Annotated in this window: 24 protein-coding genes and 2 pseudogenes; 18 read left to right on the top strand and 8 right to left on the bottom strand. The window is 47.8% G+C overall.

The window, feature by feature from the left end:
- The first annotated feature begins 34 nt into the window (after positions 1 to 34).
- The 3 genes from gpJ (at position 35) to SK38_RS07815 (ending at position 6,166) form a co-directional block, all read left to right on the top strand.
- A complete protein-coding gene (gpJ, locus tag SK38_RS07830; protein WP_048235549.1) occupies positions 35 to 3,457 on the top strand; it encodes a phage attachment tail tip protein J in 3,423 nt (1,140 codons plus the stop codon).
- Between the two features lie 94 nt (positions 3,458 to 3,551).
- Positions 3,552 to 5,564: a prophage tail fiber N-terminal domain-containing protein gene (locus SK38_RS23795; protein ID WP_156183249.1), complete on the top strand. Its 2,013-nt coding sequence runs from the start codon at positions 3,552 to 3,554 to the stop codon at positions 5,562 to 5,564.
- Entirely contained in the window at positions 5,564 to 6,166 is a 603-nt protein-coding gene (locus SK38_RS07815; RefSeq protein WP_048235548.1) for a tail fiber assembly protein, read from the top strand. Before SK38_RS23795 ends, SK38_RS07815 begins: the two co-directional genes overlap by 1 nt.
- A 270-nt stretch (positions 6,167 to 6,436) precedes the next feature.
- On the opposite strand, the gene SK38_RS07810 is transcribed toward SK38_RS07815, so the two are convergent.
- Positions 6,437 to 6,679: a DinI family protein gene (locus SK38_RS07810; RefSeq protein ID WP_048235547.1), complete on the bottom strand. Its 243-nt coding sequence runs from the start codon at positions 6,677 to 6,679 to the stop codon at positions 6,437 to 6,439.
- Between the two features lie 77 nt (positions 6,680 to 6,756).
- Between SK38_RS07810 and SK38_RS07805 the strand changes: the two genes are divergently transcribed.
- Both SK38_RS07805 and SK38_RS07800 read left to right on the top strand, forming a co-directional pair.
- Entirely contained in the window at positions 6,757 to 7,176 is a 420-nt protein-coding gene (locus SK38_RS07805; protein ID WP_048235546.1) for a translesion error-prone DNA polymerase V autoproteolytic subunit, read from the top strand.
- Between the two features lie 2 nt (positions 7,177 to 7,178).
- Positions 7,179 to 8,447, top strand: a complete 1,269-nt coding sequence (locus SK38_RS07800; RefSeq protein WP_048235545.1) for a Y-family DNA polymerase — start codon at positions 7,179 to 7,181, stop codon at positions 8,445 to 8,447.
- Between the two features lie 33 nt (positions 8,448 to 8,480).
- On the opposite strand, the gene SK38_RS07795 is transcribed toward SK38_RS07800, so the two are convergent.
- From SK38_RS07795 to SK38_RS07780, 4 genes are all read right to left on the bottom strand, one after another.
- Entirely contained in the window at positions 8,481 to 10,226 is a 1,746-nt protein-coding gene (locus SK38_RS07795; RefSeq protein ID WP_048235544.1) for a P-loop NTPase fold protein, read from the bottom strand.
- Positions 10,227 to 10,298: 72 nt separating this feature from the next.
- Positions 10,299 to 10,970 (bottom strand): SOS response-associated peptidase, encoded by a 672-nt coding sequence (locus tag SK38_RS07790; RefSeq protein WP_048235543.1) that lies wholly within the window; start codon positions 10,968 to 10,970, stop codon positions 10,299 to 10,301.
- 325 nt (positions 10,971 to 11,295) lie between these two features.
- Positions 11,296 to 12,501: a DUF4236 domain-containing protein gene (locus SK38_RS07785; protein ID WP_048235542.1), complete on the bottom strand. Its 1,206-nt coding sequence runs from the start codon at positions 12,499 to 12,501 to the stop codon at positions 11,296 to 11,298.
- Between the two features lie 345 nt (positions 12,502 to 12,846).
- On the bottom strand, positions 12,847 to 13,188 hold the full coding sequence (locus SK38_RS07780) for a hypothetical protein (RefSeq protein WP_231587310.1): 342 nt from the start codon (positions 13,186 to 13,188) through the stop codon (positions 12,847 to 12,849).
- 150 nt (positions 13,189 to 13,338) lie between these two features.
- On the opposite strand from SK38_RS07780, the pseudogene SK38_RS23790 reads away from it, so the two are divergent.
- The 3 genes and pseudogenes from SK38_RS23790 to SK38_RS07770 all read left to right on the top strand — a co-directional run.
- Positions 13,339 to 13,506 (top strand): annotated as a pseudogene (locus SK38_RS23790) (isocitrate/isopropylmalate family dehydrogenase); the annotation flags it as partial.
- 520 nt (positions 13,507 to 14,026) lie between these two features.
- Positions 14,027 to 14,512: an Ail/Lom family outer membrane beta-barrel protein gene (locus tag SK38_RS07775; protein ID WP_032944396.1), complete on the top strand. Its 486-nt coding sequence runs from the start codon at positions 14,027 to 14,029 to the stop codon at positions 14,510 to 14,512.
- A gap of 10 nt (positions 14,513 to 14,522) precedes the next feature.
- Complete coding sequence (locus SK38_RS07770) at positions 14,523 to 14,777, top strand: hypothetical protein (RefSeq protein WP_048214393.1); 255 nt, start codon at positions 14,523 to 14,525, stop codon at positions 14,775 to 14,777.
- Positions 14,778 to 14,837: 60 nt separating this feature from the next.
- Here the strand turns inward: SK38_RS07770 and SK38_RS23785 are convergent.
- Both SK38_RS23785 and SK38_RS07765 read right to left on the bottom strand, forming a co-directional pair.
- Positions 14,838 to 14,957 (bottom strand): annotated as a pseudogene (locus SK38_RS23785) (cytochrome b); the annotation flags it as partial.
- Between the two features lie 88 nt (positions 14,958 to 15,045).
- Positions 15,046 to 15,318, bottom strand: coding sequence for a hypothetical protein (locus tag SK38_RS07765; RefSeq protein WP_048235540.1), 273 nt, complete (start codon positions 15,316 to 15,318; stop codon positions 15,046 to 15,048).
- A 241-nt stretch (positions 15,319 to 15,559) separates the two neighbouring features.
- Here SK38_RS07765 and SK38_RS07760 point away from each other — a divergent pair, with 241 nt between their 5' ends.
- Together SK38_RS07760 and SK38_RS07755 are read left to right on the top strand one after the other, a co-directional pair.
- The gene (locus SK38_RS07760; RefSeq protein ID WP_020996464.1) at positions 15,560 to 17,083 is read left to right on the top strand and encodes an EAL domain-containing protein; all 1,524 of its coding nucleotides are present in this window, start codon (positions 15,560 to 15,562) and stop codon (positions 17,081 to 17,083) included.
- A gap of 169 nt (positions 17,084 to 17,252) precedes the next feature.
- On the top strand, positions 17,253 to 17,450 hold the full coding sequence (locus SK38_RS07755) for a hypothetical protein (protein ID WP_048235539.1): 198 nt from the start codon (positions 17,253 to 17,255) through the stop codon (positions 17,448 to 17,450).
- 116 nt (positions 17,451 to 17,566) lie between these two features.
- Here SK38_RS07755 and SK38_RS07750 read toward each other — a convergent pair whose 3' ends face one another.
- Positions 17,567 to 19,654 (bottom strand): TonB-dependent receptor, encoded by a 2,088-nt coding sequence (locus SK38_RS07750; RefSeq protein WP_048235538.1) that lies wholly within the window; start codon positions 19,652 to 19,654, stop codon positions 17,567 to 17,569.
- Between the two features lie 396 nt (positions 19,655 to 20,050).
- Between SK38_RS07750 and SK38_RS07745 the strand changes: the two genes are divergently transcribed.
- The 8 genes from SK38_RS07745 to leuE all read left to right on the top strand — a co-directional run bounded on the left by SK38_RS07745 (position 20,051) and on the right by leuE (position 26,861).
- Entirely contained in the window at positions 20,051 to 21,673 is a 1,623-nt protein-coding gene (locus SK38_RS07745) for an ABC transporter substrate-binding protein (protein WP_156183248.1), read from the top strand.
- Complete coding sequence (locus SK38_RS07740) at positions 21,673 to 22,647, top strand: ABC transporter permease (protein ID WP_048236440.1); 975 nt, start codon at positions 21,673 to 21,675, stop codon at positions 22,645 to 22,647. Before SK38_RS07745 ends, SK38_RS07740 begins: the two co-directional genes overlap by 1 nt.
- Positions 22,637 to 23,449 (top strand): ABC transporter permease, encoded by an 813-nt coding sequence (locus tag SK38_RS07735; protein ID WP_003832419.1) that lies wholly within the window; start codon positions 22,637 to 22,639, stop codon positions 23,447 to 23,449. Before SK38_RS07740 ends, SK38_RS07735 begins: the two co-directional genes overlap by 11 nt.
- Positions 23,443 to 24,237, top strand: coding sequence for an ATP-binding cassette domain-containing protein (locus SK38_RS07730; protein WP_048235537.1), 795 nt, complete (start codon positions 23,443 to 23,445; stop codon positions 24,235 to 24,237). Before SK38_RS07735 ends, SK38_RS07730 begins: the two co-directional genes overlap by 7 nt.
- Positions 24,221 to 24,808 (top strand): ATP-binding cassette domain-containing protein, encoded by a 588-nt coding sequence (locus SK38_RS07725; RefSeq protein WP_048235536.1) that lies wholly within the window; start codon positions 24,221 to 24,223, stop codon positions 24,806 to 24,808. The genes SK38_RS07730 and SK38_RS07725 overlap by 17 nt, the downstream gene beginning before the upstream one ends.
- 31 nt (positions 24,809 to 24,839) lie before the next feature.
- Entirely contained in the window at positions 24,840 to 25,355 is a 516-nt protein-coding gene (locus SK38_RS07720) for a phospholipase D family nuclease (RefSeq protein WP_003832425.1), read from the top strand.
- A gap of 77 nt (positions 25,356 to 25,432) precedes the next feature.
- Entirely contained in the window at positions 25,433 to 26,083 is a 651-nt protein-coding gene (gene zinT, locus SK38_RS07715) for a metal-binding protein ZinT (RefSeq protein ID WP_003832427.1), read from the top strand.
- A gap of 139 nt (positions 26,084 to 26,222) precedes the next feature.
- The gene (leuE, locus tag SK38_RS07710; protein ID WP_048227040.1) at positions 26,223 to 26,861 is read left to right on the top strand and encodes a leucine efflux protein LeuE; all 639 of its coding nucleotides are present in this window, start codon (positions 26,223 to 26,225) and stop codon (positions 26,859 to 26,861) included.
- Positions 26,862 to 26,873 lie beyond the last annotated feature (12 nt).

The following is a 26,873-nucleotide window of genomic DNA, read 5'->3' as shown; positions in this document are numbered from 1 at the left end:
TGTGGGCGGTTTTGTCGTTTTTGGAGCATGAGGAATGGGTAAAGGCAGCAGTAAGGGGCATACCCCACGTGAAGCGAAGGATAATCTCAAATCGACGCAGCTGCTGAGCGTGATTGATGCCATCAGTGAAGGTCCGATTGAAGGTCCGGTGGACGGGCTGAAAAGTGTGCTGCTGAACAGTACGCCGGTGCTGGACAGTGAAGGTAATGCCAACATCTCTGGTGTGACGGTGGTATTCCGTGCCGGAGAGCAGGAGCAGACACCGCCGGAAGGATTTGAATCCACTGGCTCAGAAACCGTGCTGGGTACGGAAGTGAAATATGATACGCCGATCACCCGTACCATCACTTCAGCGAACATTGACCGCCTGCGTTTTACCTTTGGTGTGCAGGCGCTGGTGGAAACCACGTCAAAGGGGGACCGGAACCCTTCGGAAGTTCGCCTGCTGATTCAGATCCAGCGCAACGGTGCATGGTTAACGGAAAAAGACATTACCATCAGGGGCAAGACCACCTCGCAGTATCTGGCCTCGGTGGTGGTGGATAACCTGCCGCCGCGCCCGTTCAATATCCGGATGCGCAGAATGACGCCGGATAGCACCACAGACCAACTGCAGAACAAAACCCTCTGGTCGTCGTACACCGAAATCATCGATGTAAAGCAGTGCTATCCGAACAGCGCACTGGTTGGGGTTCAGGTGGATTCAGAGCAGTTCGGCAGCCAGCAGGTGAGCCGTAATTACCATCTGCGCGGGCGTATTCTGCAGGTACCGTCGAACTATAACCCGCAGACGCGGAAGTACAGTGGCATCTGGGACGGGACGTTTAAACCGGCATACAGCAACAACATGGCCTGGAGCCTGTGGGATATGCTCACCCACCCGCGTTACGGCATGGGAAAACGCCTCGGGGCGGCAGACGTGGACAAATGGGCGCTGTATGCCATCGGGCAATACTGCGACCAGTCAGTGCCGGACGGTTTTGGTGGAACGGAGCCGCGCATCACCTGTAATGCCTACCTGGCCACGCAGCGTAAGGCGTGGGATGTGCTCAGTGATTTCTGCTCGGCGATGCGGTGTATGCCTGTCTGGAACGGGCAGACGCTGACATTTGTGCAGGACAGACCATCTGACAGGGTGTGGACCTATCACCGCAGTAACGTGGTTATGCCGGATGATGGCGCGCCGTTCCGCTACAGCTTCAGCGCCCTGAAGGACCGCCATAATGCCGTTGAGGTGAACTGGATCGACCCGAATAACGGCTGGGAAACGGCAACGGAACTCGTGGAGGACACGAAGGCTATTCTCCGCTACGGGCGCAACGTTACGAAGATGGATGCCTTTGGCTGCACCAGCCGGGGACAGGCGCACCGCGCCGGGCTGTGGCTGATAAAAACGGAGCTGCTGGAAACCCAGACGGTGGACTTCAGCGTGGGGGCTGAAGGGCTTCGCCATGTGCCGGGGGACGTCATTGAAATCTGCGATGATGACTATGCCGGGATCAGTACTGGCGGGCGTGTTCTGGCGGTGAACAGCCAGACCCGGACGCTGACGCTCGACCGTGAAATCACGCTGCCGTCTTCCGGAACCACGCTGATAAGCCTGGTTGATGGTGAAGGACATCCGGTCAGCGTGGAGGTCCGGTCCGTCACCGACGGCATGACGGTGAAAGTCAGCCGGGTTCCTGATGGGGTTGCAGAATACAGCGTGTGGGGACTGAAACTGCCGACACTGCGCCAGCGTCTGTTCCGCTGTGTGAGTATCCGGGAAAACGATGACGGTACGTATGCCATCACCGCCGTGCAGCATGTGCCGGAAAAAGAGGCCATCGTGGATAACGGGGCGCACTTTGACGGTGACCAGAGTGGCACGGTGAATGGCGTCACGCCGCCCGCGGTGCAACATCTGACAGCCGAAGTCACCGCAGACAGCGGGGAATATCTGGTGCTGGCGCGCTGGGAAACCCCGAAAGTGGTGAAGGGTGTGAGCTTCATGCTTCGTCTGACAGCGACAGCGGATGACGGCAGTGAGCGGCTGGTCACTACGGTAAGAACAACTGAAACCACATACCGGTTTACACAGCTGGCGCTGGGGCGCTACACGCTGACAGTAAGAGCCGCGAATGCCTGGGGGCAGCAGGGAAGCCCTGCGTCGGTTTCTTTCAGAATCGCTGCGCCTGCAGCACCGTCGCGTATTGAACTGACGCCGGGATATTTTCAGATAACCGCCACGCCGCATCTTGCCGTTTATGACCCGACGGTACAGTTTGAGTTCTGGTTCTCGGAAAAGCAGATTGCTGATATCAGGCAGGTTGAAACAACCGCCCGCTATCTTGGCACGGCGTTGTACTGGATTGCCGCCAGTATCAATATTAAGCCCGGCAGGGATTATTATTTCTATATCCGCAGCGTAAATACTGTCGGGAAATCAGCATTTGTGGAGGAAGCAGGTCGAGCCAGCGATGATGCTGAAGGTTATCTGGATTTTTTCAAAGGCCAGATAACGGAATCCCACTTAGGCCAGGAGTTACTGGAAAAAGTCGAACTGACAGAGGATAACGCCAGCAGGCTGGAGCAGTTCTCTAAAGAGTGGAAAGACGCCAACGATAAATGGAATGCCATGTGGGGCGTCAAAATAGAGCAGACCGAAGACGGCAGGCACTATGTTGCCGGCCTTGGCCTCAGCATGGAGGACACCCCGGAAGGAAAACTGAGCCAGTTTCTGGTGGCGGCAAACCGAATCGCGTTTATTGATCCGGCTAATGGCAACACCACGCCGATGTTTGTGGCGCAGGGCAACCAGATATTCATGAACGAAGTCTTCCTGAAATATCTGACGGCGCCCACCATTACCAGCGGCGGATATCCGCCAGCATTCTCACTGACGCCGGACGGAAGGCTGACCGCTAAAAATGCGGATATCAGCGGCAACATTAACGCCAGCTCCGGTACGCTGGACAATATCACAATCAATCAGAACTGCCGGATCCTGGGAAAACTGTCGGCGAATCAGATTGACGGGGATATTGTTAAAGCCGTCGCAAAAAGTTTTCCGCGTGCAGGCGTGGATCCACAACACCATAACAACGGCTGGCCGTCAGGCACGCTGACTCTGACGGTATTTGATGATCAGGCGTTTGACAGGCAGATCATCATTCCACCTGTTATGTTCTGCGGAGCATCCAGTAGCTACAGCATCAGCGACAGTGCGGACGGGTGGTGGACGACGACCTGTACTCTGGATATCCGTAAAAATGGTGTGCAGATATTTAATGACAGTGTGACGGACAGAACGTCGACCTACTCCGGGGTGATTGATATGCCCGCCGGAAGGGGACATGTCACGATGACTTTTTCGGTTTCTTCCAGAAGCAGTAATAAATGGAACCCTTCAGCCTGGATAAGCGACCTGGTTGTTATGGTGGTTAAAAAAGCATCCACAGGTATCACTCTTGCCTGAGTGTGCCCTTGCATCCTTCCCGTCCTTCAGCGAGGGGAATGATATCAGTTCAGTTATTAGCCCCGCACTGGCGGGGTTTTTTTATGGGGTAATTATGCCGGTACACATTTCGGGCGTACTTAAAGACGGTGCAGGAAAGCCCATAGAGAACTGCACTATTCAACTGAAAGCGAAACGGAACAGCACTACGGTGGTGGTGAATACAGTAGCCTCGGAAAATCCGGATGAGGCCGGGAGTTACGCTATGGACGTTGAGTATGGCCAGTACAGCGTCATCCTGCTTGTCGAAGGTTATCCTCCTGCTCATGCAGGGATGATAACTGTCTATGAGGACTCTAAGCCCGGCACACTGAATGACTTTCTTGGTGCACTTTCTGAGGATGATGTGCGTCCTGAGGCACTCCGCCGCTTTGAGCAAATGGTGGAAGAGGCAGCGCGAAATGCAGCATCAGCGTCACAGTATGCAGTTGATGCAAAGAAATCAGCCAGCGATGCCAGCGCATCTGCCGGGCAGGCTGCAACCCATGCAACTGATGCTGCAGATTCAGCTCGGGCAGCCAGCACCTCATCCGGACTTGCGTTGTCGTCAGCACAGTTAGCCTCTTCCAGTGCTGAAACGGCATCAATAAAGGCCACAGAAGCGTCAAAAAGTGCCACAACTGCAGAGTCATCCAAAAATGCAGCGGCCACCAGTGCCGCAGCTGCAAAAACGTCAGAAACGAATGCCGCGGCGTCACAACAATCAGCAGCTACATCTGCATCCACAGCGACCACGAAAGCGTCAGAAGCCGCCATCTCAGCCCGGGATGCGGCGGCCTCAAAAGAGGCAGCAAAATCATCAGAAACGAACGCATCATCAAGCGCCAGTAGTGCAGCTTCCTCGGCAACGGCGGCAGGAAATGCCGCGAAGGTGGCAAAAACGTCTGAAACTAACGCTAAGTCCTCTGAAACGGCAGCGGAACAGAGCGCCTCAGCTGCAGCAGGCTCAGAAACGGCGGCAGCGTTGTCGGCCAGCGAGGCATCCACGAAGGCGACAGAGGCGGCAGACAGCGCGGCGGAGGCTGCGCGGAGTAAAAGTGCGGCAGAGTCTGCAGCAACGCGTTCGGAGAATGCGGCAAAACGTGCAGAGGATATTGCATCCGCAGTGGGGCTTGAGGATGCGAGCACGACAAAAAAGGGAATAGTGCAACTCAGCAGTTCTACCGACAGTACATCTGAAACACTTGCAGTCACACCAAAGGCCGTCAAAATCGTTATGGATGAGACGAAGACGAAAGCACCCCTGGACAGCCCTGCCTTCACCGGGACGCCCACCACACCAACCCCACCGGACGATGCATCTGGTCTGGAAACGGCGAACGCGGCGTTTGTGCGCAAACTGATAGCTGCACTGGTTGGTTCATCTCCTGAAGCCTTGGACACACTGAACGAGCTGGCGGCAGCGCTGGGTAATGACCCGAACTTTGCGACAACGATGACGAATTTGCTGGCAGGTAAACAGCCGCTTAACGAAATACTGACGTCCTTATCAGGGCTGGCCGCTGCCGGTAATAAGTTGCCTTATTTCAATGACAGAAACACTATGGCACTGGCAAATCTGACGGCGGTCGGGCGGGTGTTAATTGGTCAGAACTCGAAAAATGAGGTGCTGAAATACCTGGGACTGGAAGGTGGCGAGCCCTTTCCGGCAGGTATCCCGCTCCCGTGGCCGTTACACACACCACCGGCAGGCTGGCTGAAATGTAACGGTGCGTCATTTTCTGCTGAAGCCTACCCGGCGCTGGCGAAAGTTTTCCCGACAGGACGATTACCGGATTTGCGGGGCGAGTTTATCCGTGGCTGGGATGATGGTCGTGGTGTTGATGCCGGACGTACACTGCTGAGTAGTCAGGAACATGCCATTGAATATCACTCACACCGGTTATTCATCAGCACCGGTCGTGCGGGTGACGACAGGTATATCAGTATCAGCGGAGGCACCAGTGGAGCATTTGCTGATTACATTGAGCAACCCAATGGCGGAGAAATCAGTGGGATTGATTCAACCGGAGAGTGGGAAACCCGACCCCGTAATATTGCATTTAACTATATTGTGAGGGCTGCATGATGAATAAGGCGGTATTAAACGGTGAGTTTATTGCCACAGAAGAAGGGTATATAACCGTTTATAACTATGACCGCGTCACGCGGGAATATCTGTCGGCATCGACGGAATACCTTGCTGTGGGGGTGGGTATTCCTGCCGGTTCGTGTCCGGATGCACCTGACGTCCCCCTGGCAGGATATGTCGTCTGCCGCACGGCAGATTTAAGTGCATGGGAATATGTGCCGGATCATCGGGGGGAAATTGTCTACGACACCGGGACAGGAGAATCAAAAAAAATCACTGTCCCAGGGGATTATCCTGAAAACACAACCACCATTCCCCCATCAACGCCATACGATAAATGGAATGGTGAGCAATGGGTGACGGATACGGAAGCTCAACGCTGCGCTGCAGTGGAAGTGGCAGAAACACAGCGGCAGTCACTGATTGATGCAGCAATGGCGTCGGTGGAGTTGATTCAGCTGAAGTTACGTGCAGGGCGGAGACTGTCGGGAAGTGATGCAGCCCGTCTTGATGCGGTGCTGGACTATATTGAGGCACTGGAAGCCACAGATACCGGCTCTGCACCGGATATCGAGTGGCCGACAATGCCTGCAGAGTAATAACGGTGTCAGCGTGAAATGTACTGGAATATTTAGACGATATAAGGTTACTTGATATAGAGGGTGGAAGTCGATCGGGACTGGGACGGTATGAATATTGATGTGAAAAATATTCGAGTGCTGAAGTAAAAGAAACCAGAGCTAATAACCGCAGTCACGTCGTATGCAAGAACGTCACTGCGACTGACTGGCGTTTGTTCGATATTGCGAGTATGGAATGACTGCCAGCCGGCGCAGATTGTACTTGCCCGGTATGACAATTCAATGTGTTTAATCTGAAATCAGCCACATATCAGCCTCTTCAAACATTTCCTGAACAGTACGGCTTATCTGCTCTTTCTCGTGCTTGCTAGCGTCGGTGCTGATCGCTGGCAGTGTCATCATCGGCTTAACCCGAACCTCAGCATCGGGGAAGATCCGGTGAACTCTCTTAGTCAATTCACCCAGAATGATATCTTTTGCACCGGGCAGACCATCAAAATTCCTTTTGTCATAAACGAGTTCCACGAACATGCTTTAACTCCTCTTTACTGTGTATAACGTCAGTATATACTGTATATATAAACAGTATCAATGTGAGTGAGTTTATTATGATGTTTTATTCACCAGCAGAGCTGCGACAGATAGTTGGGCTCCCCTTGTTCAGCGATCTTGTTCCCTGTGGTTTTCCATCTCCGGCGCATGACTACGTTGAAAAACGTATTGATTTAAATGAACTGTTAGTGAAACACCCCAGCGCTACATATTTTGTGAAATCGTCCGGCGATTCCATGAATGGGGCGGGGATCAGTAATGGTGATTTGTTGGTGGTCGATCGATCAAGAAAGCCTGCGCATGGAGATATCGTTATCGCTGCTGTAGACGGGGAGTTCACTGTTAAACGTCTGCAGTTGCACCCGAGCGTCATGCTTGTTCCTGAAAATAGTGCGTATGCGGCCATTATGATAAACAGCGAAGACACGCTGGATATCTTTGGCGTTGTGACGTTTATCGTTAAAGCGGCCAGCTGAACATGTTTGCTCTGGTTGATGTGAACTCGTTTTATGCCAGTTGTGAGACTGCGTTCCGGCCAGATCTCAAAGGAAGGCCGGTTGTGGTTCTCTCAAACAACGATGGCTGTGTTATTGCCCGTAACGCTGAAGCCAAAACGGTTGGTGTGAAAATGGGGGATCCGTATTTTAAGCAGAAGGACTTATTCCGTCGATACGGCGTGGTTTGTTTCAGCAGCAATTATGAACTGTATGCGGATATGTCCAGCAGGGTAATGTTCACGCTGGAGGCGTTGTCGCCACGCTGCGAAATTTATTCGATAGACGAGGCATTCTGTGATCTTGCTGGTGTAAGGAATTGTCGTGTTCTGGAGGATTTTGGGCGGGAATTAAAAGATGCTGTTTATCAAAATACAGGGCTGGCGGTTGGCGTTGGTATTGCCCAGACAAAGACTCTGGCGAAACTGGCGAATCATGCTGCCAAAAAATGGCAGAGACAAACGGGTGGGGTGGTGGATTTATCTAACCTGGATCGCCAGCGCAAACTGATGGCTGCACTTCCGGTTGATGAAGTATGGGGAGTAGGGCGCCGTATCAGCAAAAAGCTGGAGGCTATGGGGATTAAAACGGTTCTGGAGCTGGCTGATACCGATATTCGTTTTATCCGGAAGCACTTCAATGTTGTCCTCGAGAGAACGGTGCGCGAACTGCGCGGCGAACCCTGTTTTGAACTGGAGGAATTTGCCCCCGTAAAGCAGGAAATTGTCTGTTCCAGATCATTCGGGGAACGTATTACGGATTATGACGCTATGCGACAGGCCATCTGCAGTTATGCCTCGCGCGCAGCAGAAAAGTTACGTGGAGAGCATCAGTATTGCCGCTTCATATCTACTTTTGTTAAAACGTCACCCTTTGCGTTGAACGAACCGTACTACGGTAACAGCGCGTCGGTGAAGCTGCTCACCCCGACACAGGACAGCCGGGATATCATTGCAGCATCGACGAGGAGTCTGGATGCAATATGGAAAGACGGACACCGATATCAGAAAGCCGGGGTAATGCTGGGGGACTTCTTCAGTCAGGGCATCGCCCAGTTGAATCTGTTCGATGATAATGCGCCGCGCCGGGGTAGTGAGAAATTGATGGAAGTTCTGGATCATCTGAACGCTAAAGATGGAAGGGGCACACTCTACTTTGCTGGGCAGGGTATACAGCAGCAGTGGCAGATGAAGCGTGAAATGCTATCGCCGCGATACACAACACGCTATGCTGATCTATTAAGGGTTAAATAATAAGGTCAAATAATCGACCTCATTATGAAGTTACTAAAGACGGCTTAGGATCTCATTTAATTTATGGTTAAGGCTTTTTAATGCGCCGAATTTAAGACTTGGTCTGTGTGACGATAAAAATATACTCGTTAACATTTCCAGTTTCATTAGGTGAAATTTTTCTCCAGATAAGAAATCTTTAATGTTATTAAAGTTGTACAAATTTTGTAAATAAGACTCAAAAGATTCAATGTCTATTGGTTTCCATGTGGTCAATATGTGTTTTGCGAGAAAAGAGGTGCCAATAATTTCCAAGGGCTTATATTTTGAGTTATGATCAATGTTATCTATATGGTCACTAACGTTAACATGATACCATCCATCTTTTTCAATAATGTTACGCAACGTATTAATTTTTTCATTTGTATCATATAATTCATATTTCTTAATGAACAAGCTAATGTATGGATTACCATAAAGCGAAGAAGTTCCATAACGACGTAGGTTGTCAATCCCTCCTTTTTCATCTATAAATATAGATATATCATCAATGCTAAATTCATTTGCTTTTTGTTCGATAAAACTATGAGTGATGGAAGGTGATGCTGCAAGATATTCATATTTAGTTAGGAATAGGTAGTTGTTTACAACCAATAGCCATGTGGTAACTGTGACATTTTTATTTCTGGTTATGACTTCTAGTAAGTATTGTTGTAGTGAGGTTTCGTCAATATCGAATGTATGGGGGCGATCTGCGGTTGCTATGTAGTCAATAGTTATTTTCTTAGGTTCTGAAAATATATAATCTTGTACGGTCATTACAGATTCAAGTCCCATGCTATACTCACGTACGACGTTGGGTACTGCATATTTACGATATGAATCCCATAAGTTTTTCTCAGCGTAAGTCGCATCATCATCGATGGTGAATAAATAATTTTCTGGTTTTTTCTCTTTTAACTCATCAATGCTCTTTTTAAGTTGGAATTGTAGTATGATACTTGAAGTAATACATTCGATAATATCTTCAGAGCGAACAGCCCATATTTTATCTGGGTTTGAATTTATGTATTTGAAAAGTGGTTCGATTTTGTTAATACATCTGTTTATTATTCTAAGATTAGAAAGTTCTTGGCGTTCAATTATCTTAAGAAATAGTTTTTTATCATCATCAGGGAAAGAAATTAGATTTGGTGTGATTGTTTCTGATAAGTCTTGATGATTTAACTCAAATGAAATGGTATCTGAGATTATTTTTTCCTTATGTTTTATTTCAAAATTTGCTTCCTTCGTGGTGTTTCCTACAACTATAAAGTCTAATGATCGATTTTCTCTTTGAAAATATAAAGAGTGACAGTAATTCAATATATTGGATGTTAGTTCGTTGTCGTTCATACGTTCAATATCATCAAGAATAAACAATCCTGATAAATTGGATAATACCTTTCCTTTTACACTTGTGCCTATAGAATTAAAAAATGATCTTAAAACCCCTGACTCATCGGGTTCCCCCCTGAGTAAACTGACGCCATCAGCTAAAGAATTAAAATCATTTGCAAGGTTTTCAGCGCCTTCAAGATAGTAACATTCAATTATTTTTGACTTGAAATCAGCAAGGGATGTTATTCCCAATAATGAAATGTAAAAAATAGGCAGATCGGAATAATAAGATTTTAGCTTGTTATGAATGAAGTATGTTTTACCAGAACCCCAACGCCCGTCAATAAACAATAAACCTTCTCGTTCTTTATTGATTAGTGGAACTAACTTTGTAATAAATGATGAAATAGAATTTCCCATAATGTTACTTACTCCATGTTTTTAAGATTAAATGTTGAAAGGCATTTTAAGGAAGAATTGTATGATATTAAACTAAATTAAAGAAATGATTAGAGTTGGATCATCGTTTTTAGGATTTCCAACTGCGCGTGACACTGGGTGCCAGATAAACTTGTCAGCGGGCACAGTTCCGTCAGCAGTTATCTCTTCGGCTTCCTTCCCTCCTACATCTTGACGCATCCACTCCCTGGCCGCTTCCGGTAACAAAACCAGTGGCCTACGGTCATGAATATCTACTAGGCCTTTGTCGGTCGCAGCTGTCACTATCAGGAAACCTCCGGCTTCATCTCCACGTTTGAATGGTGTGCTGCCGATCGCCGCCATAAAAATCGGCTGACCGTCTGCCAGGTGAATAAAATAGGGTTGTTTCTTGTCACCTTCCTTCTTCCACTCAAACCAACCATCCGCAAATACGATAGCCCGGCCATGCTGCCACAGAGGCTTGAACATTCTGCTGGTGGCTGCAGTTTCAACGCGTGCATTAATCAGTGGCGGTTTATCCCACCACCCGGGGGCGTATCCCCAGATAACTGGGTCAAGATGGAGTTTCTCGTCACGTTCGCTCAGAAGCAGAACTTTGGTGCCTGGCGCGACGTTAAAACGTCCGATGGGGTCCGGGTCATATGGAATGTCGCGATCGGCTTCATCAGCCAAATAGGCAAGGTATTCTTCACGGGTTTGAGATTGTGCAAAACGTCCACACATAGAAACCTCCAGCTAGAGTCAGACTGAAAGTATAGGGTAGGTAGAAAAAGTGGTGCGCACCGGTAAAGATTTAAAAGGAATTTGTAAGGTAAATCGGAATGATGGTTTTGTTAATTGATGAATTCCGAAAGTGAAGAGGTTCCTTAATCATTGTGTTCAATAGCAATTCAGAGACAACATTTGACGGCATTATTCCCCGGAGCTTCCCTGCTCAGAAAGCAGGTATAAAAAACCAGCCGTAACAGGCTGGTTCTTAGAGGATTTTTTAGTCGGCACGAGAGGATTTGAACCTCCGCCCCCCCCGACACCCCATATTTGAGATAAGTTAGGCCTGTACCAACGCTTCAGTTTCTGTGAGTGAGATTTGATAGCGTTTTACTGCCTCAGCAAAGGCTTGCGCGGCATCTGCATTTGATACCATATATTCTTCAGTTACCCCTGTTTGAGAATGGAAAGTAATATTTCCATAAATGCAAATAGGGATTTGGTAGTTGTCTTTAAAACGACGGTCTGGCGAGCCATTCTTATTCGTTTTCGCCCATGTATACCCATCTATGCTTGAGTCACTGGGAACACCTTCTTCCTCATGGAATCTTCGATATTCTGAACTGATTTGTAATTCGCGTAAATCAATCAGAGCGAACGCCCCATCAGCTCGTGGTATGACTGCAACACCAGGATAAAGCAAAATATCGTCACCATTCACATTTTCAAACCGCATCGCGCGCCCTGTGAATTGAATGAGTTCCGTTGAACTGAAATCAAAGGTAACTGGGTGACGATTAACAGTACGGGTTGCTAATGTTCTTTCGGCAAACTGGTCTGTAGCTTTATCTGCAGTAATATCCCATTTTTTGACGCTAGATTTTAACATATCAAATGCACGAACCATCGCTGCATATGCGCGCTGTGAAGTATCACTGCTCTCGAATGTTATGGCTATTTTTGTGTTGTCTTCCCAGGATACTAGGCGAGATATCTCTGCTTGGGTTCGGGGGAGTACTGTCTCAAGTTCTGCGATACGTCGTTTGTAAAACCAACGGAATAGACTTGATTTGCGTCGAACCAGCTCGCTCTTTTGTTTTGATTCTTCAGCAAGAGCCTCTTGCAGATCTGCTTTTATCTCTGCCCTTTGTGCTCGCGCTTTAGCAATCAAATCCCGTAAAGGTAAAAGGGAGGTGCTCGTCAGGACGTCTACCGAAGCGCTGGATATTTCATTCATGCCAGCCATTGGCATATATATTTTAGCGTTCGATGGTGTGTTACTTGGGGATGCCTCGGGCATTCCCAAATGAGGTTCTGTAGAGGCTGGATTTAATGGATTAGTAACTGAGCGCCCATCATCATAGGGCAGGGTAGGTGTAGTATAAGATAAGCCTGTGCCTGGTAGTCCGACGGTCGCTCTGACTCCTTTTTTCCCAACATTGACAGTTGCGCCAGGCACGCCAATGCTTGCGCTTATTCCACGCTTGCCAATGTTGAGCCTAACGCCAGGAAACAGAGTAAAGGTTTGTCTGAAACGAAGAGACATAAAGTTATCCCTATGTAGTTTTGTTCACCAAAGTTCGAAATGTTTTTATATGAACATTGAGCTGATACAAAAGCTTATCCTTAGCTCACCTTCATACTGCCATGATACAGCGGTTTGCTTGCTGGTGAAGAAAAACCAAAAAGCCCGCATCAGCGGGCTTTCATGTCACTCTGGAGCCGCGGCTCCTTTGTGTATCCTTTTTTGCCCCCTCACCGTCAGGTCGGTGTCCTGCTGAGACTGCTAACTTCCTGTTATTGCAGGTGATGTACTATCACTGTCCTATCATGATTCGTGGAGCAGGCGGGAGTTGAACCCACTGCCGGTATGAAGAACATAGAACATGAATTATTGTTTCAAAATTGCCTCAGCCATTGCTCTCAGACGTTCAATTTGAACGTTTATTTCCGAAACAATTTCTTCAGGCTTCAGCCCCTTGTTAGATTGCACAAAATCTCTAATTTGCATCATTTGATGTGCACGAATTTCTAATTCGCTATAAATACTTAGCTCGTCAGGATCATCTGGCGATTGTTCACCTGTTTCAAATTCTACATAGGTATGTGGCGGATTGTGATAAACACGAGAAATAGGGGTTGGCCACCATTCCTCACCGGTCACTACGTCCGCATCGAATGGCACAGTTTTGTCAATTTCCATTAATTTCTGAATGAGAACAGAAGTTTTCAAGCGAACCTCCATTTAGCTCTAAAGTGGTTATCAAAATGCTACGTAAACTATACAAAATCAGTGAGTTATCGTGAAGGTAAAAAAACAAGTTTAGATACTTGTTAAGCATAAAATCGTTTTAATTCAATTGGATATAATAAATTGTTAAATCTACTGCTGCGCCACATGGGTTGGACTGAAGCGGCTGACTTAATTGTTAAAGGTATGGAAGGCGCAATCAACGCCAAGACCGTAACTTACGATTTCGAACGTCTGATGGACGGCGCTAAACTGCTGAAATGCTCAGAGTTTGGTGACGCGATCATCGAAAACATGTAATCCAGATCTTGGTTTGTATGAGAACGGGAGCCGAGAGGTTCCCGTTTTTTTACCTGCAAAATGCTTTCCTGGCGCTCATACTATTAAACTCATTTAAATAGCACTGAAGAACAAATTTTTATCTTTGCCATTACAATTTTATTTTTTGATAATAATTTCCATGGCTGTCAATATTTCTTTATTTAACTCTATTCGGGTATGAGAACTAACTATAATTGAGTGGTGTTTGTATCTTATTGATTATTAGATGGGAAATAATCATTTTAAAAATAAGAAAAATATCGGAAATTTTTATAAAGAAGAAGCGTTTTAAGATTTTTTATCCTAATTTTAAATTCATTTTTATCAGTGTGTTATAACAGTTGATTATTCTGAATATTAGTAATGTCCAAAAAAGAACATTTTCTCCGATTGATGTTTTTTTACCTTTCTGTTTTTCTCTTGGCAACATGCTTGAGAAATAAAACTCAAAGCATGATTCCTTATTATGTGTGTTACTTACTATTAGTTGATGATGAAAATGGTTATTAAAAAGCTAAGTTTAAAAACAGGTTTAGTGGCTGTTACATTATGTTTTGCTATGACGGTTTATGCAGGAGAAAGCGTAGTCACCGGCGGTTATGTACATACCCGGACAGATGGGCAGAACCTTAATGGTTTTAACGCTAAATATGGTTATACCCCAGATGAGAGTGATTTTGGTGTTATGACATCCTTAACCATTTCAGCAAATGACGATAATGATATAGATCGTGGTTATGGTTCTGCATTAGTCGGCGCAAGTTATAAAGTAAATGATGTGGTAAAACCTTATGTAATGGCGGGTATTGGGAGAGGTGCGATCAAAGCTAATGGTGAAACTGACACTTCTACAGGTTTTGCCTATGGCGCTGGTATTCAGTTTATCCCCATTGCAGGTTTCACTGTTGATGCAGGCTATGAAGGTTCTAAGGTCTTTGGCGCACAAGCTAATAGTATTGTAGTCGGCGCCGGCTGGAAATTCTAAGGTTATTTATATGAATAAATTAATGATAATATTGGGTGCGTTTTCTGCTGTTTCCTTGATGTCTGGTTGTGTATCAGAAGAACAACGCTTAGCAAAGTGCGAAGCGAAGGGAATTAGCCGTGATGTTTGTTATCACGAAGAAAAAGAATATTGGAATAATTACAGTGCTAATATGAGTCGACTGCAGGCCGCTAATACACAAGCGGATGCTTTCAAAGAGGCTATGAGTGATCACAAGAAACATAAGCATTATGATGACGATTAATATTTAAGAACACGCACATACGGTCTTGAGTGCTTATGTTCTTGATATTTTAATCATTTATTAATTATTCAAATGGTTATGCTCAGTCTTCACTCTCAAAAGCGTATTATCCTTCTGTATATAGTGATGAAATAATGCAGCGCCGGCATGGGCTGCAATTAGAAAGTAGCAGATATCGGCGAGCTGACTTCCCCCCAAAGCCAGAGTTTTTTATGATAACCATGGCCTTACTTTGGTTTGAGAAAAACGCTTCGTCTGCTGTGTGCAATTATTCTTTTGCTGAAAGTTTGTACGGAAATACATGCAGAGCGTTGGCTGCGATGGGATAAACGCCCAGGCCTTCTGTTCTGGCTTTGATTTCCTCGAAAGAGAGTGAAGGGGAGGGTTCTCGTCCGCCCCACAGATTAATGCCTTCAGGAACATCGTCCCGGCTGTACTCCTCGGCGATCTCGATGGTTCCGCCACTATTCAATTCGATGACAACGCTTTTTCCGTCAACAGGAATCAGGTGCCCGTCATTGTCAGTGATAAAGATTTTCATTTGATTACCTCTTATTAGTGCATTCCTATGATAGCAAAATTGGATGAGGTGCAACGCCGGTTTTGTACTGCAAATTTCAGTAATGATTTTATCAATAAATTAGTAAGTTACGTTGTTATTGAGGAAATGTGACTGGGCGCATGGCGGCTTTTGTTTCTGTCTACCATGCTCTGTAGATATAAATTAGAACACGTCAATGCTCATCGCAACGACCGATCGGCTTTCACCACAGGATATGAGAATGCGCAAAGCACTTTTACCGGTAACTGCTGCGGTGTGTCTTTTTTTAATCGGTGTTTTTATTCTTAATATGCAGCTTTGGTATTCATCTTCGATGGAAAACCTCGGGGGGGCCAGATATGCCGCGAAAAATATGGATAACATACTTGATGAAGCTTTCCAGGCAACCCGTACCGCTATGAACATCGCTGAAAAAAAATGCGATTTGGAGGGGCAATACCAACTTGGAACCGAAGCTGCGCTCCGACCCCATTTGCGAACGCTGATCATTATTCGACAGGGGAAGGTTTGGTGTACATCTTTGCCGGGTAATCGGATATTACTTAAGCATATTCCCGTTATAGCTGATACTAATTTACAACTGACTCCCGCAAGCAATACCGAGAATGAAATACCTGTTCTGCTGTATCAAACACGTTTTCACACAGGCCGTATCATCGTCACCATAAGTGGCGTGCATATCCGAGGGGCAATGAATGTCCCGTTAGCGGGAGTAACGTACTCGTTGCTTGTGGGTGACGCAGCACTCGGTTTATTGGGCGATGTAAAAACCGTTACAACAAGCGCACGTGCGTCTGGTCAAGTTAATTCCGCAAAGTATCCGTTCAGTATTATTTATAATAAACCGCCACTGTTTAGTGCAAAAAGACTGGTTACACAGGGTTCAGGGATTCTGGTTTTTATCCTGTTAATGTCTTTTGCAGCCGCTTATGCCATTGATAAGTATCTGAACAAGAACGATACCCCTGAAGAAACGTTGCGCAGGGCGATAGTAAAAGGAGAGATCGTGCCTTTTTATCAACCTATCGTAAATGGTCGCGAGGGGACGTTACGCGGTGTTGAAGTGCTGGCCCGATGGAAACATCCAAAAGCCGGGTATATTTCTCCTGCTTCCTTTATACCTGTAGCGGAAAAATCAGGCCTGATAGTGCCACTAACTCAAAGTCTGATGAGGCAGGTCGCGGCGAATATGAACGCCATTGCCAGCAAACTGCCATCCGGCTTCCATGTCGGCATTAACTTCAGCGCATCCCATATCACATCCCCTACATTCGTGCAGGAGTGCCTGCATTACAGGGATAGCTTTAACCGCGATGACCTCAATCTGGTAATCGAAGTTACTGAGCGCGAGCCGTTAGATGTGGATGAAGATCTTGTGCAGAGGCTCAATATCCTGCATGAGAATGGCTTTGTGATTGCGCTGGATGATTTTGGTACGGGCTATTCTGGGCTTTCTTATTTGCATGACCTGCACATTGATTACATTAAAATCGATCAGAGCTTTGTGGGAAGGGTAAATGAGCTTCCCGATTCAACCCGAATTTTGGATTGTGTTCTCGATTTGGCGCGCAAGCTGTCTTTAAGCATCGTTGCTGAAGGGGTTGAAACGAAGGCTCAGCTTGATTATCTCAACAAAAACAACATTGTTTTCCTGCAAGGGTACTATTTCTATAAACCAGTAACCTTCACTGAGTTCGTCATGATTCTGCTGTCAAAGCCTAAAGTGAAGGTTTTTGTCGAATAAATACAAGATAACCTAATTGATGAAAAGTGAGCATGAAATCTGCTTCGGTAGCAAAAATCCGACGATTATCTTTATCGTGAGGCAAATCTCGGATTCTGTTATTTAAAATCTATACCCTTATCGATGTGGTGGTTATTTGTGTTTTCATATACAGCAACTGGATAATGGTATGGCAGATATAACATTCGCGATGGAGCGTGATTCAAGTCACAAAGTGGCGAAAAATAAGTTGGATGTGCGAAGCAAAGTGAAGAACACAAATCGCAACCAGCTTGCGATTGCCGCAGTCTTGTTTTTAGGCGGTATCGTCGGGGTTATTGTTTTGGCATTATATCTAATGGTGCAGGAAGGGGTGTTTCTGTATTAATTGTTTAAATATTCTTATATGTTAAAATAAGTTGCTGATTATATCTTGTGTCTTCTTTCAATAATATTCTGCTGGTCGGGGTATTAGTGTGCCCCGACCAGCAGGATCTTATAAAATTAGAACTGATAATTTAAAGATACCCAGTAGTTACGACCAGGGTTTACGTATCCGGTAGTGGATTGTGCAGTCTGATAATAATCACCTGCGTAGGTGCTATTGCGGCCCACCTGGTACAATTTGACCTCACTAAAGTCTTTATCCAGCACGTTATTAACCGCCGTATTAAGCGTCAGATCTTTGGTCAGCTTATAAGACATCCCCATGTCGACAACGGTCCAGGCTTTTAAATCAGCGCCTTTATCGTCATAGACTGCCTTTTGTACCGCGCTAAGGTTGTCGTAATTTTCGGTAAAGCGTGGGGCTTTGCCGCGATAACGTGCGCTTAACCAGGCGTTCATATCTTCCGTTGCCTGCCAGTTCAGACGGGCGTTAGCCATATGTTTTGGGGTGTAACTTAATGGCGCGCCTTTATTTTCACCATCTTTTTGCTTGCTCTGAGTGTAGGTGTAGTTGAGAGATAAGGTCAGCACATCCGACCATAGAGGGAAGGTGCTGGCAAATTCAACGCCATCGGTCCTCGCCTTGCCGCTGTTGGTATAGCTGTTGGTATTATCATCGATAGAATATGAGACAATTTTATTTTTGTATTCGGTATAGAAGCCGGTAATGTTGGCGTTAAGCCCGGCGTCGTTCTCGTAATACAGCCCGGTTTCGTAGCTGATACTTTCCTCAGGTTTGAGGTCCGGGTTACCGACCGTATTCACCGTTCCCTGCGCGGTTACACCGCTGATCCCGTTATGCAACTGGCTTAGTGATGGTGCTTTATAACCTGTCGTTACGCCGCCTTTGAGCGTCCAGGCGTCGGAAACGTCCCAGACCATATAGGCACGCGGGCTGAGATGACCGCCAAAGACATCGTTATGCTCATAGCGTGTTCCTGCGGTTAAGGCCAGCGAGTCGAGAATATGCCATTCATCTTCCGCATAAGCTGCCCACGTTTTTTGATGGAACGTCTCGCCGGTATTGGCCAGTACCACACCATCTTTCATCCGTGCATCCCAGTATTCTCCGCCAAGGGTTAAGAGGTGCGAATCACCTAATGGCGTCAGCAGCACTGAGTCAAGAATGACGTTGGTGTTCTTCAGTTCACGCGCGTCACCGGCCCGGCCTGCGTTCTCTGGTGTGAGTGCGGAAGATACCAATTGCCGGCCTTTGTTTTCGGTTTCATTCCAGCCGAGGGAGGATTTCCAGGTGCCGAACGTTAAGGCTGTATCGTGGCCGAGGGTCACTTTGTTACGCTCATAGCGTAGCGTTTTATCATACCCCCCTGTCAGGTTGCCCAACTGCCCGTCATCGTTGTCATAGCGCTGTCTGGCGGAGTCGAGATCTAACCACAGCGTATTGTTCTCATTGGTTTTCCAGTCGAGGCGCGTGCCAATATTATAGTTTTCCGATTCGGTAGGATAAGGTACGCGGGTGGAGGCGGTATCGCTGAGGGAGGTGACGCTGGAACCCTGACGCTGGGTTGTGCTCCCCCGAACCTGCATATCCAGTACGCCCGCAATCAACGGGCCGCTTGACCAGAAGTTGGCGACCGTACTGTTACCCCATTTATTACTCTCTTGCAGGTTAACGCCGGTATTGATGGAAGTGCTCCATTTATCGGTGCTTTTTTTGGTGATGATATTCACCACGCCACCGATTGCGTCGGACCCATAAAGCGTCGACATCGGGCCGCGGATCACCTCAATATGATCGATCGCCGCCAGCGGGGGCATAAAGCTGGTATTCATGGCAGAGAAACCGTTTGGCGTTACGTCGCTGCTGCCGTTTTGACGAATACCGTCAATCAGGATCAAGGTATAGCTGGCAGGCATGCCACGGATGCTGATCTCCAGACCGCCGGTTTTACCGGTGCTGCTTTCAACATCTACCCCTTCAACAGAACGCAGGGCTTCACCTAAGTCATTATATTTATTGGTTTGTAACTCTTGCTGCGAAATAACAGAGACGCTGGCGGCGGCATTGGTGATTTTCTTTTCATAACCGGAAGCGGTTACCACCATGACATCTTCAGCAAATACCAGGGGGCTGGAAAATCCTAAACAGGACAGAACGACAGAGGCAACAGGTTTTAAACGCATAGTCAAACTTCCTTTGTTAAAAATTCAAAGGCAGTAAGATAATTGATGGAAATGATAATACAAATAATTATCATTACAAATTTACATAACTTGTCACTTCTGGTGTTTTTCTTGAATAAATATACATAAATTGTCATGAGTTTTAGATAAGGAATTAGCAGCAAGGGACAATAGTCCGCATAGGCAATTATTAGTTCGGGATTAATATTTCTGTGAATAAATGGCGAGGGATTAATCTATTTTCTGAGATTCACATCGTACTCATAACGGAGTATCAGAAAAAAGTATGATAATTTTAGAAAATCGTCATACTTTTCTGCGCCGCATCATTTTTTTCGTCATTTCTGTCCGCCATAATCCCTTCCCCAGGAGACTGCTTAACGACGGTAAATCGTTATGCGGCATAAAAATAACGTAAATCTGGATAACATAATGATCAAAGGCAAGCTGGCACTGCTTACGTGCGCATTGACTCTCGCATTAACCTCACCACTTCTTGCCGCGCAAAATGCGAGCGAAGGGCAGACGTTAAAACTGGCAATTGGACCAGAACCAACGGAAGGGTTTGACCCGATGCTGGGCTGGAGTCATGGCAGCTATTTGCTTTTGCATGCACCATTATTAAAACAAAATGCAGATATGAGCTGGGGAAACCTGCTGACGGAAAAAGTAGAGACCAGCACAGACGGCAAAACCTGGACGTTGACGTTAAAACCTGACCTTAAATTCTCTGATGGTTCCCCGCTAACCGCTGAAGATGTGGTGTTCACCTATAACAAAGCAGCAAAAAGCGGCGGCAAAATCGACATGGGAAACTTCACCCATGCCAGCCTGAAAGATAACCGTACGGTAGAAATTACGCTAAATAGCCCACAGAGCACCTTTGTGAATGTGCTGGGTTCTTTGGGTATTGTTCCGGCGAAACGGTATGACGAAAAAACATTTGCCAAAAATCCGATTGGCGCAGGTCCTTATCGGCTGGTGAGTTTTCAGCCGGGACAGCAGTTGATCGTGGAGGCTAATCCCTGGTATGCCGGTAAGAAAAATGATTTCAGTAAGCTGGTGTTTGTCTTCCTTGATGAAGATAACGCTTATGCCGCAGCGCGCAGTGGCCAACTGGGACTCGTACGTATCGCGCCGTCGATGGCGGTCGCTCCTCAGCAGACAAATTTGAAACTTTGGGTACGCGATAGCGTGGAAAACCGGGGCATTGTGTTCCCGATGGTTCCTGCAGGTAAAAAAGATGCCAATGGCTATCCGATTGGGAACGATATCACTGCCGATGTTGCCATCAGGCGCGCCATCAACTATGCCATCGACCGTAAGCAGCTTGCCGATCAGGTCATGGAGGGTCATGCGATTCCTGCGTATAGCGCAGTGCAGGGGCTGCCATGGCAGGGGCAATCCGTTGCGTTCAAAGATGGTGATAGCGAAAAAGCACGTACGATTCTGGAAGAAGCCGGCTGGAAGGTAGGTAAAGATGGCGTGCGAGTGAAAGACGGCAAAGAGGCTCGACTGACTTTATGGTACGCCAGCGGTGACAGTACGCGCCGGGATTTAGCCGAAGCTGTTCGCGCAATGCTGGAGCCGGTGGGCATTCAGGTATCACTACAGTCAGGAAGCTGGGAAACTGTTGAACGTCATATGCATGCGAACCCGACGTTATTTGGTTGGGGAAGCCTGGATCCGATGGAGCTTTTCCATCATTACAGTAATCAGGCCGCGGGCGTGGAATATTATAACCCAGGCTATTACAGCAATCCTGTTGTTGAACAGCACCTTAAACAGGCTATCGACGCCCCAGACTGGCAAAAGGCGTTGCCTTTCTGGCAACAGGTGGAGTGGGATGGTAAGCAAGGGGCTGGCGTGCAGGGCGATGCTGCCTGGGCATGGCTGCTGAATATTCAGCACACTTATCTGGCAAATCCGTGTATTGATTTAGGCAAAGGCGCACCGGAGATTCACGGTAGCTGGTCACTGCTCAATAATCTGGACGAATGGACCTGGACCTGCCGTTGATGAAGTCTGTTGTGGGCCATTTTCTACGGCTGATAGTGCTATTAGTGCTGGTTGCGGCTGGCACTTTTGTGCTGCTCAGCTTTTCTCCAGTCGATCCTATTCGCGCTTATATCGGCAACGATCTCCTGCATGTGCCGCCGGAGCAATATGCACGCATTGCTGCTCGCTGGGGATTGGACCAGCCGCTATGGGAGCGTTTTGGTCACTGGTTTGTTCGTGTATTGCAGGGCGATCTCGGCTATTCCATGTTGTTTAATGCGCCGGTTGCCAGCGTGATCAAGGAACGCTTTTCCACCTCGTTTGCGCTGCTTGGCGGCGCGTGGCTACTCTCCGGCATATTGGGAACGGCAATGGGATTTGTCGCGGGTCGCTACCTGAATCGATGGCCGGACAAAGCAATCTGTCGCATCAGCTATCTGCTTTCTTCGCTGCCGACCTTCTGGATTGGCATGTTGCTGCTGGCGTTATTTGCCGTGCGCTGGCCGGTATTTCCGGTCTGCTGCGCGTGGGAGCCGGGCAACAGCGGCGATATGGCGACGCTGACCGAGCGTCTGCGTCATCTGGTGCTTCCCGTTTGTGCGCTCAGTTTGCTGGGGCTGGGGCAAATTACGCTTCACACGCGGGAAAGCATCGCCAGCGTAATGAAAAGCGAATTTGTCCGTTTTGCGCGTTCCCAGGGAGATAAAGGCTGGTCATTGTTACGCCATCAGGTTCTGCGTCATGCAATTACGCCTGCGCTGTGTTTGCAGTTTGCCTCACTGGGAGAACTGTTGGGAGGTGCACTATTGGCCGAAAAAGTCTTTGCTTATCCAGGACTGGGGCAGGCCACTATTGATGCCGGGTTACGCGGCGATCTGCCGTTACTGATGGGGATTGTGTTGTTCAGTACCGTACTGGTGTTCATTGGCAATTCGCTGTCTACCTGGCTTGTCCGTATGTTGAACCGTGCTCTGGAGCGACCTGATGCTCTATAACCCGACGCCGACGCTAATTCGTCTTTTATTCTCTTTTAGCTGCCTGTTATTCATTGCGGTGTATGGTGCCGCAATGCTGGATAACCCGTTGAGCGTTAATCTGCTTGCTCGTCATCTTCCACCTGATGCCATGTACTGGTTTGGCACCGATAACCTCGGTCGCGATCTGTGGATCCGTTGTTTTCAGGGTGCACTAACCAGTCTGCAAATTGGTATTGGTGCGGCGTTGTGCAGTGGCTTAATTGCGTTAATGATGGCGGCGGTTTCGCGCATACATCCGCGTCTGGATGTGCTTATGCGTCTAATTACTGATGCCATGCTATCGATGCCGCATCTGCTGTTGCTTATTTTGATCTGTTTTACGCTGGGTGGTGGGAAAAACGGGGTAATCATGGCGGTTGCACTAACGCACTGGCCGCGTCTGGCGCTGATCCTGCGTGCTGAAGCGCAGCGCGTGGCCCACAGTGACTATCTGACGTTGACCTGGCGTCTGGGACACGGCCATTTTTACTGCTGGCGGCATCACTATCTACCGGCGTTGTTACCCCAGTGGTTAACCGGGACATTGCTGATGTTTCCCCATGCGGTGTTACACAGCGCGGCGTTAAGCTTCCTCGGTTTTGGACTGGCACCGCATGAACCGTCGCTGGGCCTGCTGCTGGCGGATGCGCTGAGGTTTATCAGTCATGGCGACTGGTGGTTAGTGCTGTTTCCAGGACTGATGCTGTTCAGTCTGGTGATGTTATTCGATCAGCTCGCAAGGGCGGTGCATCGTTTATGGTTACGAGGTGACGCATGTTGAGTTTAAGGCAGGTCTCGCTGGACGTGGCGCGTTATCGCTGGTACGGCGCGAAAAACTGGTCTTCGCTGTTGCAGGATATCTCTTTCGACGTAGCGCCTGGTCAGATGGTGGCGCTAGTTGGGGGAAGTGGGGAAGGTAAGAGCCTGTTGCTGCAATGTCTGCTCGATCTCTTACCAGACAATTTGCGTTTCAACGGCGTTATTACCCTGGAAGGTAAAGCGCTGGGCAGTGATGATATTCGCAAATGTCGTGGCAATACCTTCAGCTACGTCCCACAAGGTATTCAGGCACTTAACCCGCTGCTCTCGATTGAAAAGCATCTGCGCAGGGCATGCCAGCTTTCTGACCAGCAATGGAGTGCCGGAAAAATTGAACGATTGCTCCAGCGTAGCCGACTGGAAAGTCGCGTATTAGATGCTTTTCCGCGTCAGCTTTCAGGCGGTATGGCAAAGCGTGTTCTGGCTTGTCATGCGTCTCTGAGTCAGGCTCGTTATATTCTGGCGGATGAAATTACCGCCTGGCTTGATGCACCTCTCGCTAATCAACTGCTTGAACAGTTGCGTGAGCAATGTGAGCAAGGGGCTGGTGTTTTGTGGGTAACGCATGACCTCACGCTGGCGGCCCGCCATGCGGATCGTATTGTTGCACTGCATCAGGGAAGGGTGTCGGATAACGTCAGCCGGGAACAGCTGTTACGCGGAGAGATTAGCGAACACCTGCAACGACAATGGCGGGCGCTGCCTGAAAGAAATCAACTTTTTGGAGAGCGCGATGCTGTGCTGTCGTGATGTAACAATCCGTCAAGGGGAAAAGGTTCTGTGGCAAAATCTGACCTTTTCTCTACGCCCTGGAGAACGTATTGGGATTTGTGCGCCCAGTGGAACTGGCAAAACGACGCTGGGACGCGTGCTGGCGGGCTGGCAGAAACCAACTTCCGGTGACATTCTGATTGATGACCAACCGTTGCCGGTGCACCAGTATTGTCCGGTGCAACTGGTGCCACAGCATCCAGAATTAACTTTTAACCCCCGACGCAGCACTGGTGATGCGGTGCATGATGCATGGCGACCGGATGCTGCATTGCTTACCCGTCTTCACATCAATCCAGAGTGGTTAACCCGCCGTCCCGGACAACTTTCTGGTGGTGAATTGGCGCGAATTGCTTTACTTCGCGCGCTGGACCCGCGGACACGTTTTCTTATTGCCGATGAAATTACAGCCCAGCTTGATCCTTCTATTCAACGGGATATCTGGGCGCTGCTGCTTGAAGAATCTCAGCGTCGGCCATTGGGTATGCTCATTATCAGTCATCAGCAGGCGCTGCTTGATCAGATCTGCACGCGAGCGCTACTCTCTTAGGTCTCTTTCGCATTTCAGGCAAATAACTAACGTGATCGTAAAAACTATCGCTGTGGCTGCGCTAATGTACGGGGCGGGTGCTTTTGCAGCACATGCTTCCATTCAGGTGGGTTTTTCACCGGAAGGGTCGGCTCGGGCTTTAGTGCTGGATTCAATTAACCATGCGCAGCACAGCATCGATATGATGGCTTATTCATTTCAGTCTGCAGATATTGTTCAGGCCCTGGTAAACGCTGAAAAGAGAGGCGTAGTGGTTCGGGCTGTTATCGATAAGAAACGTAACCAGGGCAAGGTTAGCCAGAAGGCCATCGCGTTTGCTGCCGCGAATGGGGTTGATGTGCAACTGGATGGTCACTACCACATCCAGCATGACAAGGTAATGATTATTGATGGCGACACGCTGGAAACCGGTTCATTCAACTTTGCCAAATCCGCAGAATTTGCCAACTCTGAAAATGTGTTAGTTATTCGTGACGAACCTGCCGTTGTTGCGCAGTATCAGGCCCATTTTGACAGCCGTTGGAAAATCGCGCACCAGAGCGGTTAAATGCTTCACAACGCCGTTGATTTAAATGTGATGTTATATTATAACAATTCACTCGCAAATGATTTGAGGGTGAAATTTTGGCTATTCGTTTTAAGAAACTGACAATCGCTCTGGGGATGCTTTTAGTCAGTAGTTCGGTTCTGGCGCATGGTCATCATTCCCATGGTGCGCCAATGAGTGAAGCAGAACAAAAGGCGTCGGAAGGGGTATTTGATGACAACCAGGTGCAGAACAGGGCGCTGACCGACTGGGATGGCATGTGGCAATCTGTTTATCCGTATCTGGTCAGCGGCGAACTTGATCCAGTATTCAAAAAGAAAGCGGAGAAAGATAAAAGCAAAACGGCAGAACAAATCAAAGCGTATTACCGTACAGGCTATGCAACCAACGTAGACACTATCGGTATTGAAAATGGCGTGATGGAGTTTCATACCGGGAATCAGGTTGCATCATGTAAATACGACTACGCCGGATATAAGATCCTGAATTATAAATCAGGCAAGAAAGGTGTACGGTATCTGTTTGAGTGTAAAGCTGCTGACAGCAAAGCGCCTAAATATGTGCAATTTAGCGATCATATTATCGCGCCGCGTAAATCGAGCCACTTCCATATCTTTATGGGAAATACCTCGCAGGCAGCCTTGCTTGAAGAGATGGAAAACTGGCCTACCTACTACCCTTATCAGTTGAAGGGAGAAGAGGTTGTGGATGAGATGCTGCACCATTAATCCGGACTAACCTTATCTGTACACACCCGTCACCAGTGGCGGGTTTTTTAATTCATAACCTTCTCTTTCCATCACCCGATGCATTCGTTAGCATATTGTATCGCAGCAAGTGCATGTGTTTTTTCAGGAAGAGGTTAACGTGTTCGCAGAGTATGGAGTTCTGAATTACTGGACGTATCTGGTGGGAGCCATTTTTATCGTGTTGGTACCGGGGCCAAATACGATATTTGTGTTGAAGAACAGCGTCGGTCGGGGAGTGAAGGGTGGTTATCTCGCCGCAAGCGGTGTGTTTATCGGTGATGCCGTGTTGATGTTTTTGGCCTATGCCGGTGTTGCCGCATTGATCAAAACAACGCCCGTTTTGTTCAACATCGTTCGCTATCTTGGCGCGTTTTATCTGCTGTACCTCGGTGCGAAGATCCTGTATGCGACACTGAAATCGAAAGCAAGCGATGCTGCGGCCGAGGAAGTCCCGTTTGGCGCTATTTTTAAGCGAGCATTAATTCTGAGCCTGACGAATCCCAAAGCTATTTTGTTTTATGTTTCGTTCTTTGTGCAGTTTATTGATGTCAATGCACCGCACTCAGGGCTGTCATTCTTTATTTTGGCCATTACGCTTGAAGTAGTGAGCTTTTTCTATCTGAGCTTCCTTATTTTCTCCGGCGCGTTCGTGACACAGTATATTCGCACGAAGAAAAAACTGGCCAAAGTGGGTAATTCCCTAATCGGCCTGATTTTCGTTGGTTTTGCTGCTCGTCTGGCCACGCTTCAGTCGTGATGCTATCGGCCC

The organism is Citrobacter sp. MGH110 (genome assembly GCF_001037515.1).
GTDB classification, from domain to species: domain Bacteria; phylum Pseudomonadota; class Gammaproteobacteria; order Enterobacterales; family Enterobacteriaceae; genus Citrobacter; species Citrobacter portucalensis.
Note: the sequence above shows the minus strand (reverse complement) of the source record. Positions and strands in the feature narration are given on the sequence as shown.

Excerpts from the sequence above, each read along its gene's own strand:
- gpJ (WP_048235549.1), top strand. The coding sequence starts at position 35 with ATGGGTAAAGGCAGCAGTAAGGGGCATACCCCACGTGAAGCGAAGGAT.
- SK38_RS23795 (WP_156183249.1), top strand. The coding sequence starts at position 3,552 with ATGCCGGTACACATTTCGGGCGTACTTAAAGACGGTGCAGGAAAGCCC.
- SK38_RS07815 (WP_048235548.1), top strand. The coding sequence starts at position 5,564 with ATGAATAAGGCGGTATTAAACGGTGAGTTTATTGCCACAGAAGAAGGG.
- SK38_RS07810 (WP_048235547.1), bottom strand. The coding sequence starts at position 6,679 with ATGTTCGTGGAACTCGTTTATGACAAAAGGAATTTTGATGGTCTGCCC.
- SK38_RS07805 (WP_048235546.1), top strand. The coding sequence starts at position 6,757 with ATGATGTTTTATTCACCAGCAGAGCTGCGACAGATAGTTGGGCTCCCC.
- SK38_RS07800 (WP_048235545.1), top strand. The coding sequence starts at position 7,179 with ATGTTTGCTCTGGTTGATGTGAACTCGTTTTATGCCAGTTGTGAGACT.
- SK38_RS07795 (WP_048235544.1), bottom strand. The coding sequence starts at position 10,226 with ATGGGAAATTCTATTTCATCATTTATTACAAAGTTAGTTCCACTAATC.
- SK38_RS07790 (WP_048235543.1), bottom strand. The coding sequence starts at position 10,970 with ATGTGTGGACGTTTTGCACAATCTCAAACCCGTGAAGAATACCTTGCC.
- SK38_RS07785 (WP_048235542.1), bottom strand. The coding sequence starts at position 12,501 with ATGTCTCTTCGTTTCAGACAAACCTTTACTCTGTTTCCTGGCGTTAGG.
- SK38_RS07775 (WP_032944396.1), top strand. The coding sequence starts at position 14,027 with ATGGTTATTAAAAAGCTAAGTTTAAAAACAGGTTTAGTGGCTGTTACA.
- SK38_RS07770 (WP_048214393.1), top strand. The coding sequence starts at position 14,523 with ATGAATAAATTAATGATAATATTGGGTGCGTTTTCTGCTGTTTCCTTG.
- SK38_RS07765 (WP_048235540.1), bottom strand. The coding sequence starts at position 15,318 with ATGAAAATCTTTATCACTGACAATGACGGGCACCTGATTCCTGTTGAC.
- SK38_RS07760 (WP_020996464.1), top strand. The coding sequence starts at position 15,560 with ATGCGCAAAGCACTTTTACCGGTAACTGCTGCGGTGTGTCTTTTTTTA.
- SK38_RS07755 (WP_048235539.1), top strand. The coding sequence starts at position 17,253 with ATGGCAGATATAACATTCGCGATGGAGCGTGATTCAAGTCACAAAGTG.
- SK38_RS07750 (WP_048235538.1), bottom strand. The coding sequence starts at position 19,654 with ATGCGTTTAAAACCTGTTGCCTCTGTCGTTCTGTCCTGTTTAGGATTT.
- SK38_RS07745 (WP_156183248.1), top strand. The coding sequence starts at position 20,051 with ATGCGGCATAAAAATAACGTAAATCTGGATAACATAATGATCAAAGGC.
- SK38_RS07740 (WP_048236440.1), top strand. The coding sequence starts at position 21,673 with ATGAAGTCTGTTGTGGGCCATTTTCTACGGCTGATAGTGCTATTAGTG.
- SK38_RS07735 (WP_003832419.1), top strand. The coding sequence starts at position 22,637 with ATGCTCTATAACCCGACGCCGACGCTAATTCGTCTTTTATTCTCTTTT.
- SK38_RS07730 (WP_048235537.1), top strand. The coding sequence starts at position 23,443 with ATGTTGAGTTTAAGGCAGGTCTCGCTGGACGTGGCGCGTTATCGCTGG.
- SK38_RS07725 (WP_048235536.1), top strand. The coding sequence starts at position 24,221 with ATGCTGTGCTGTCGTGATGTAACAATCCGTCAAGGGGAAAAGGTTCTG.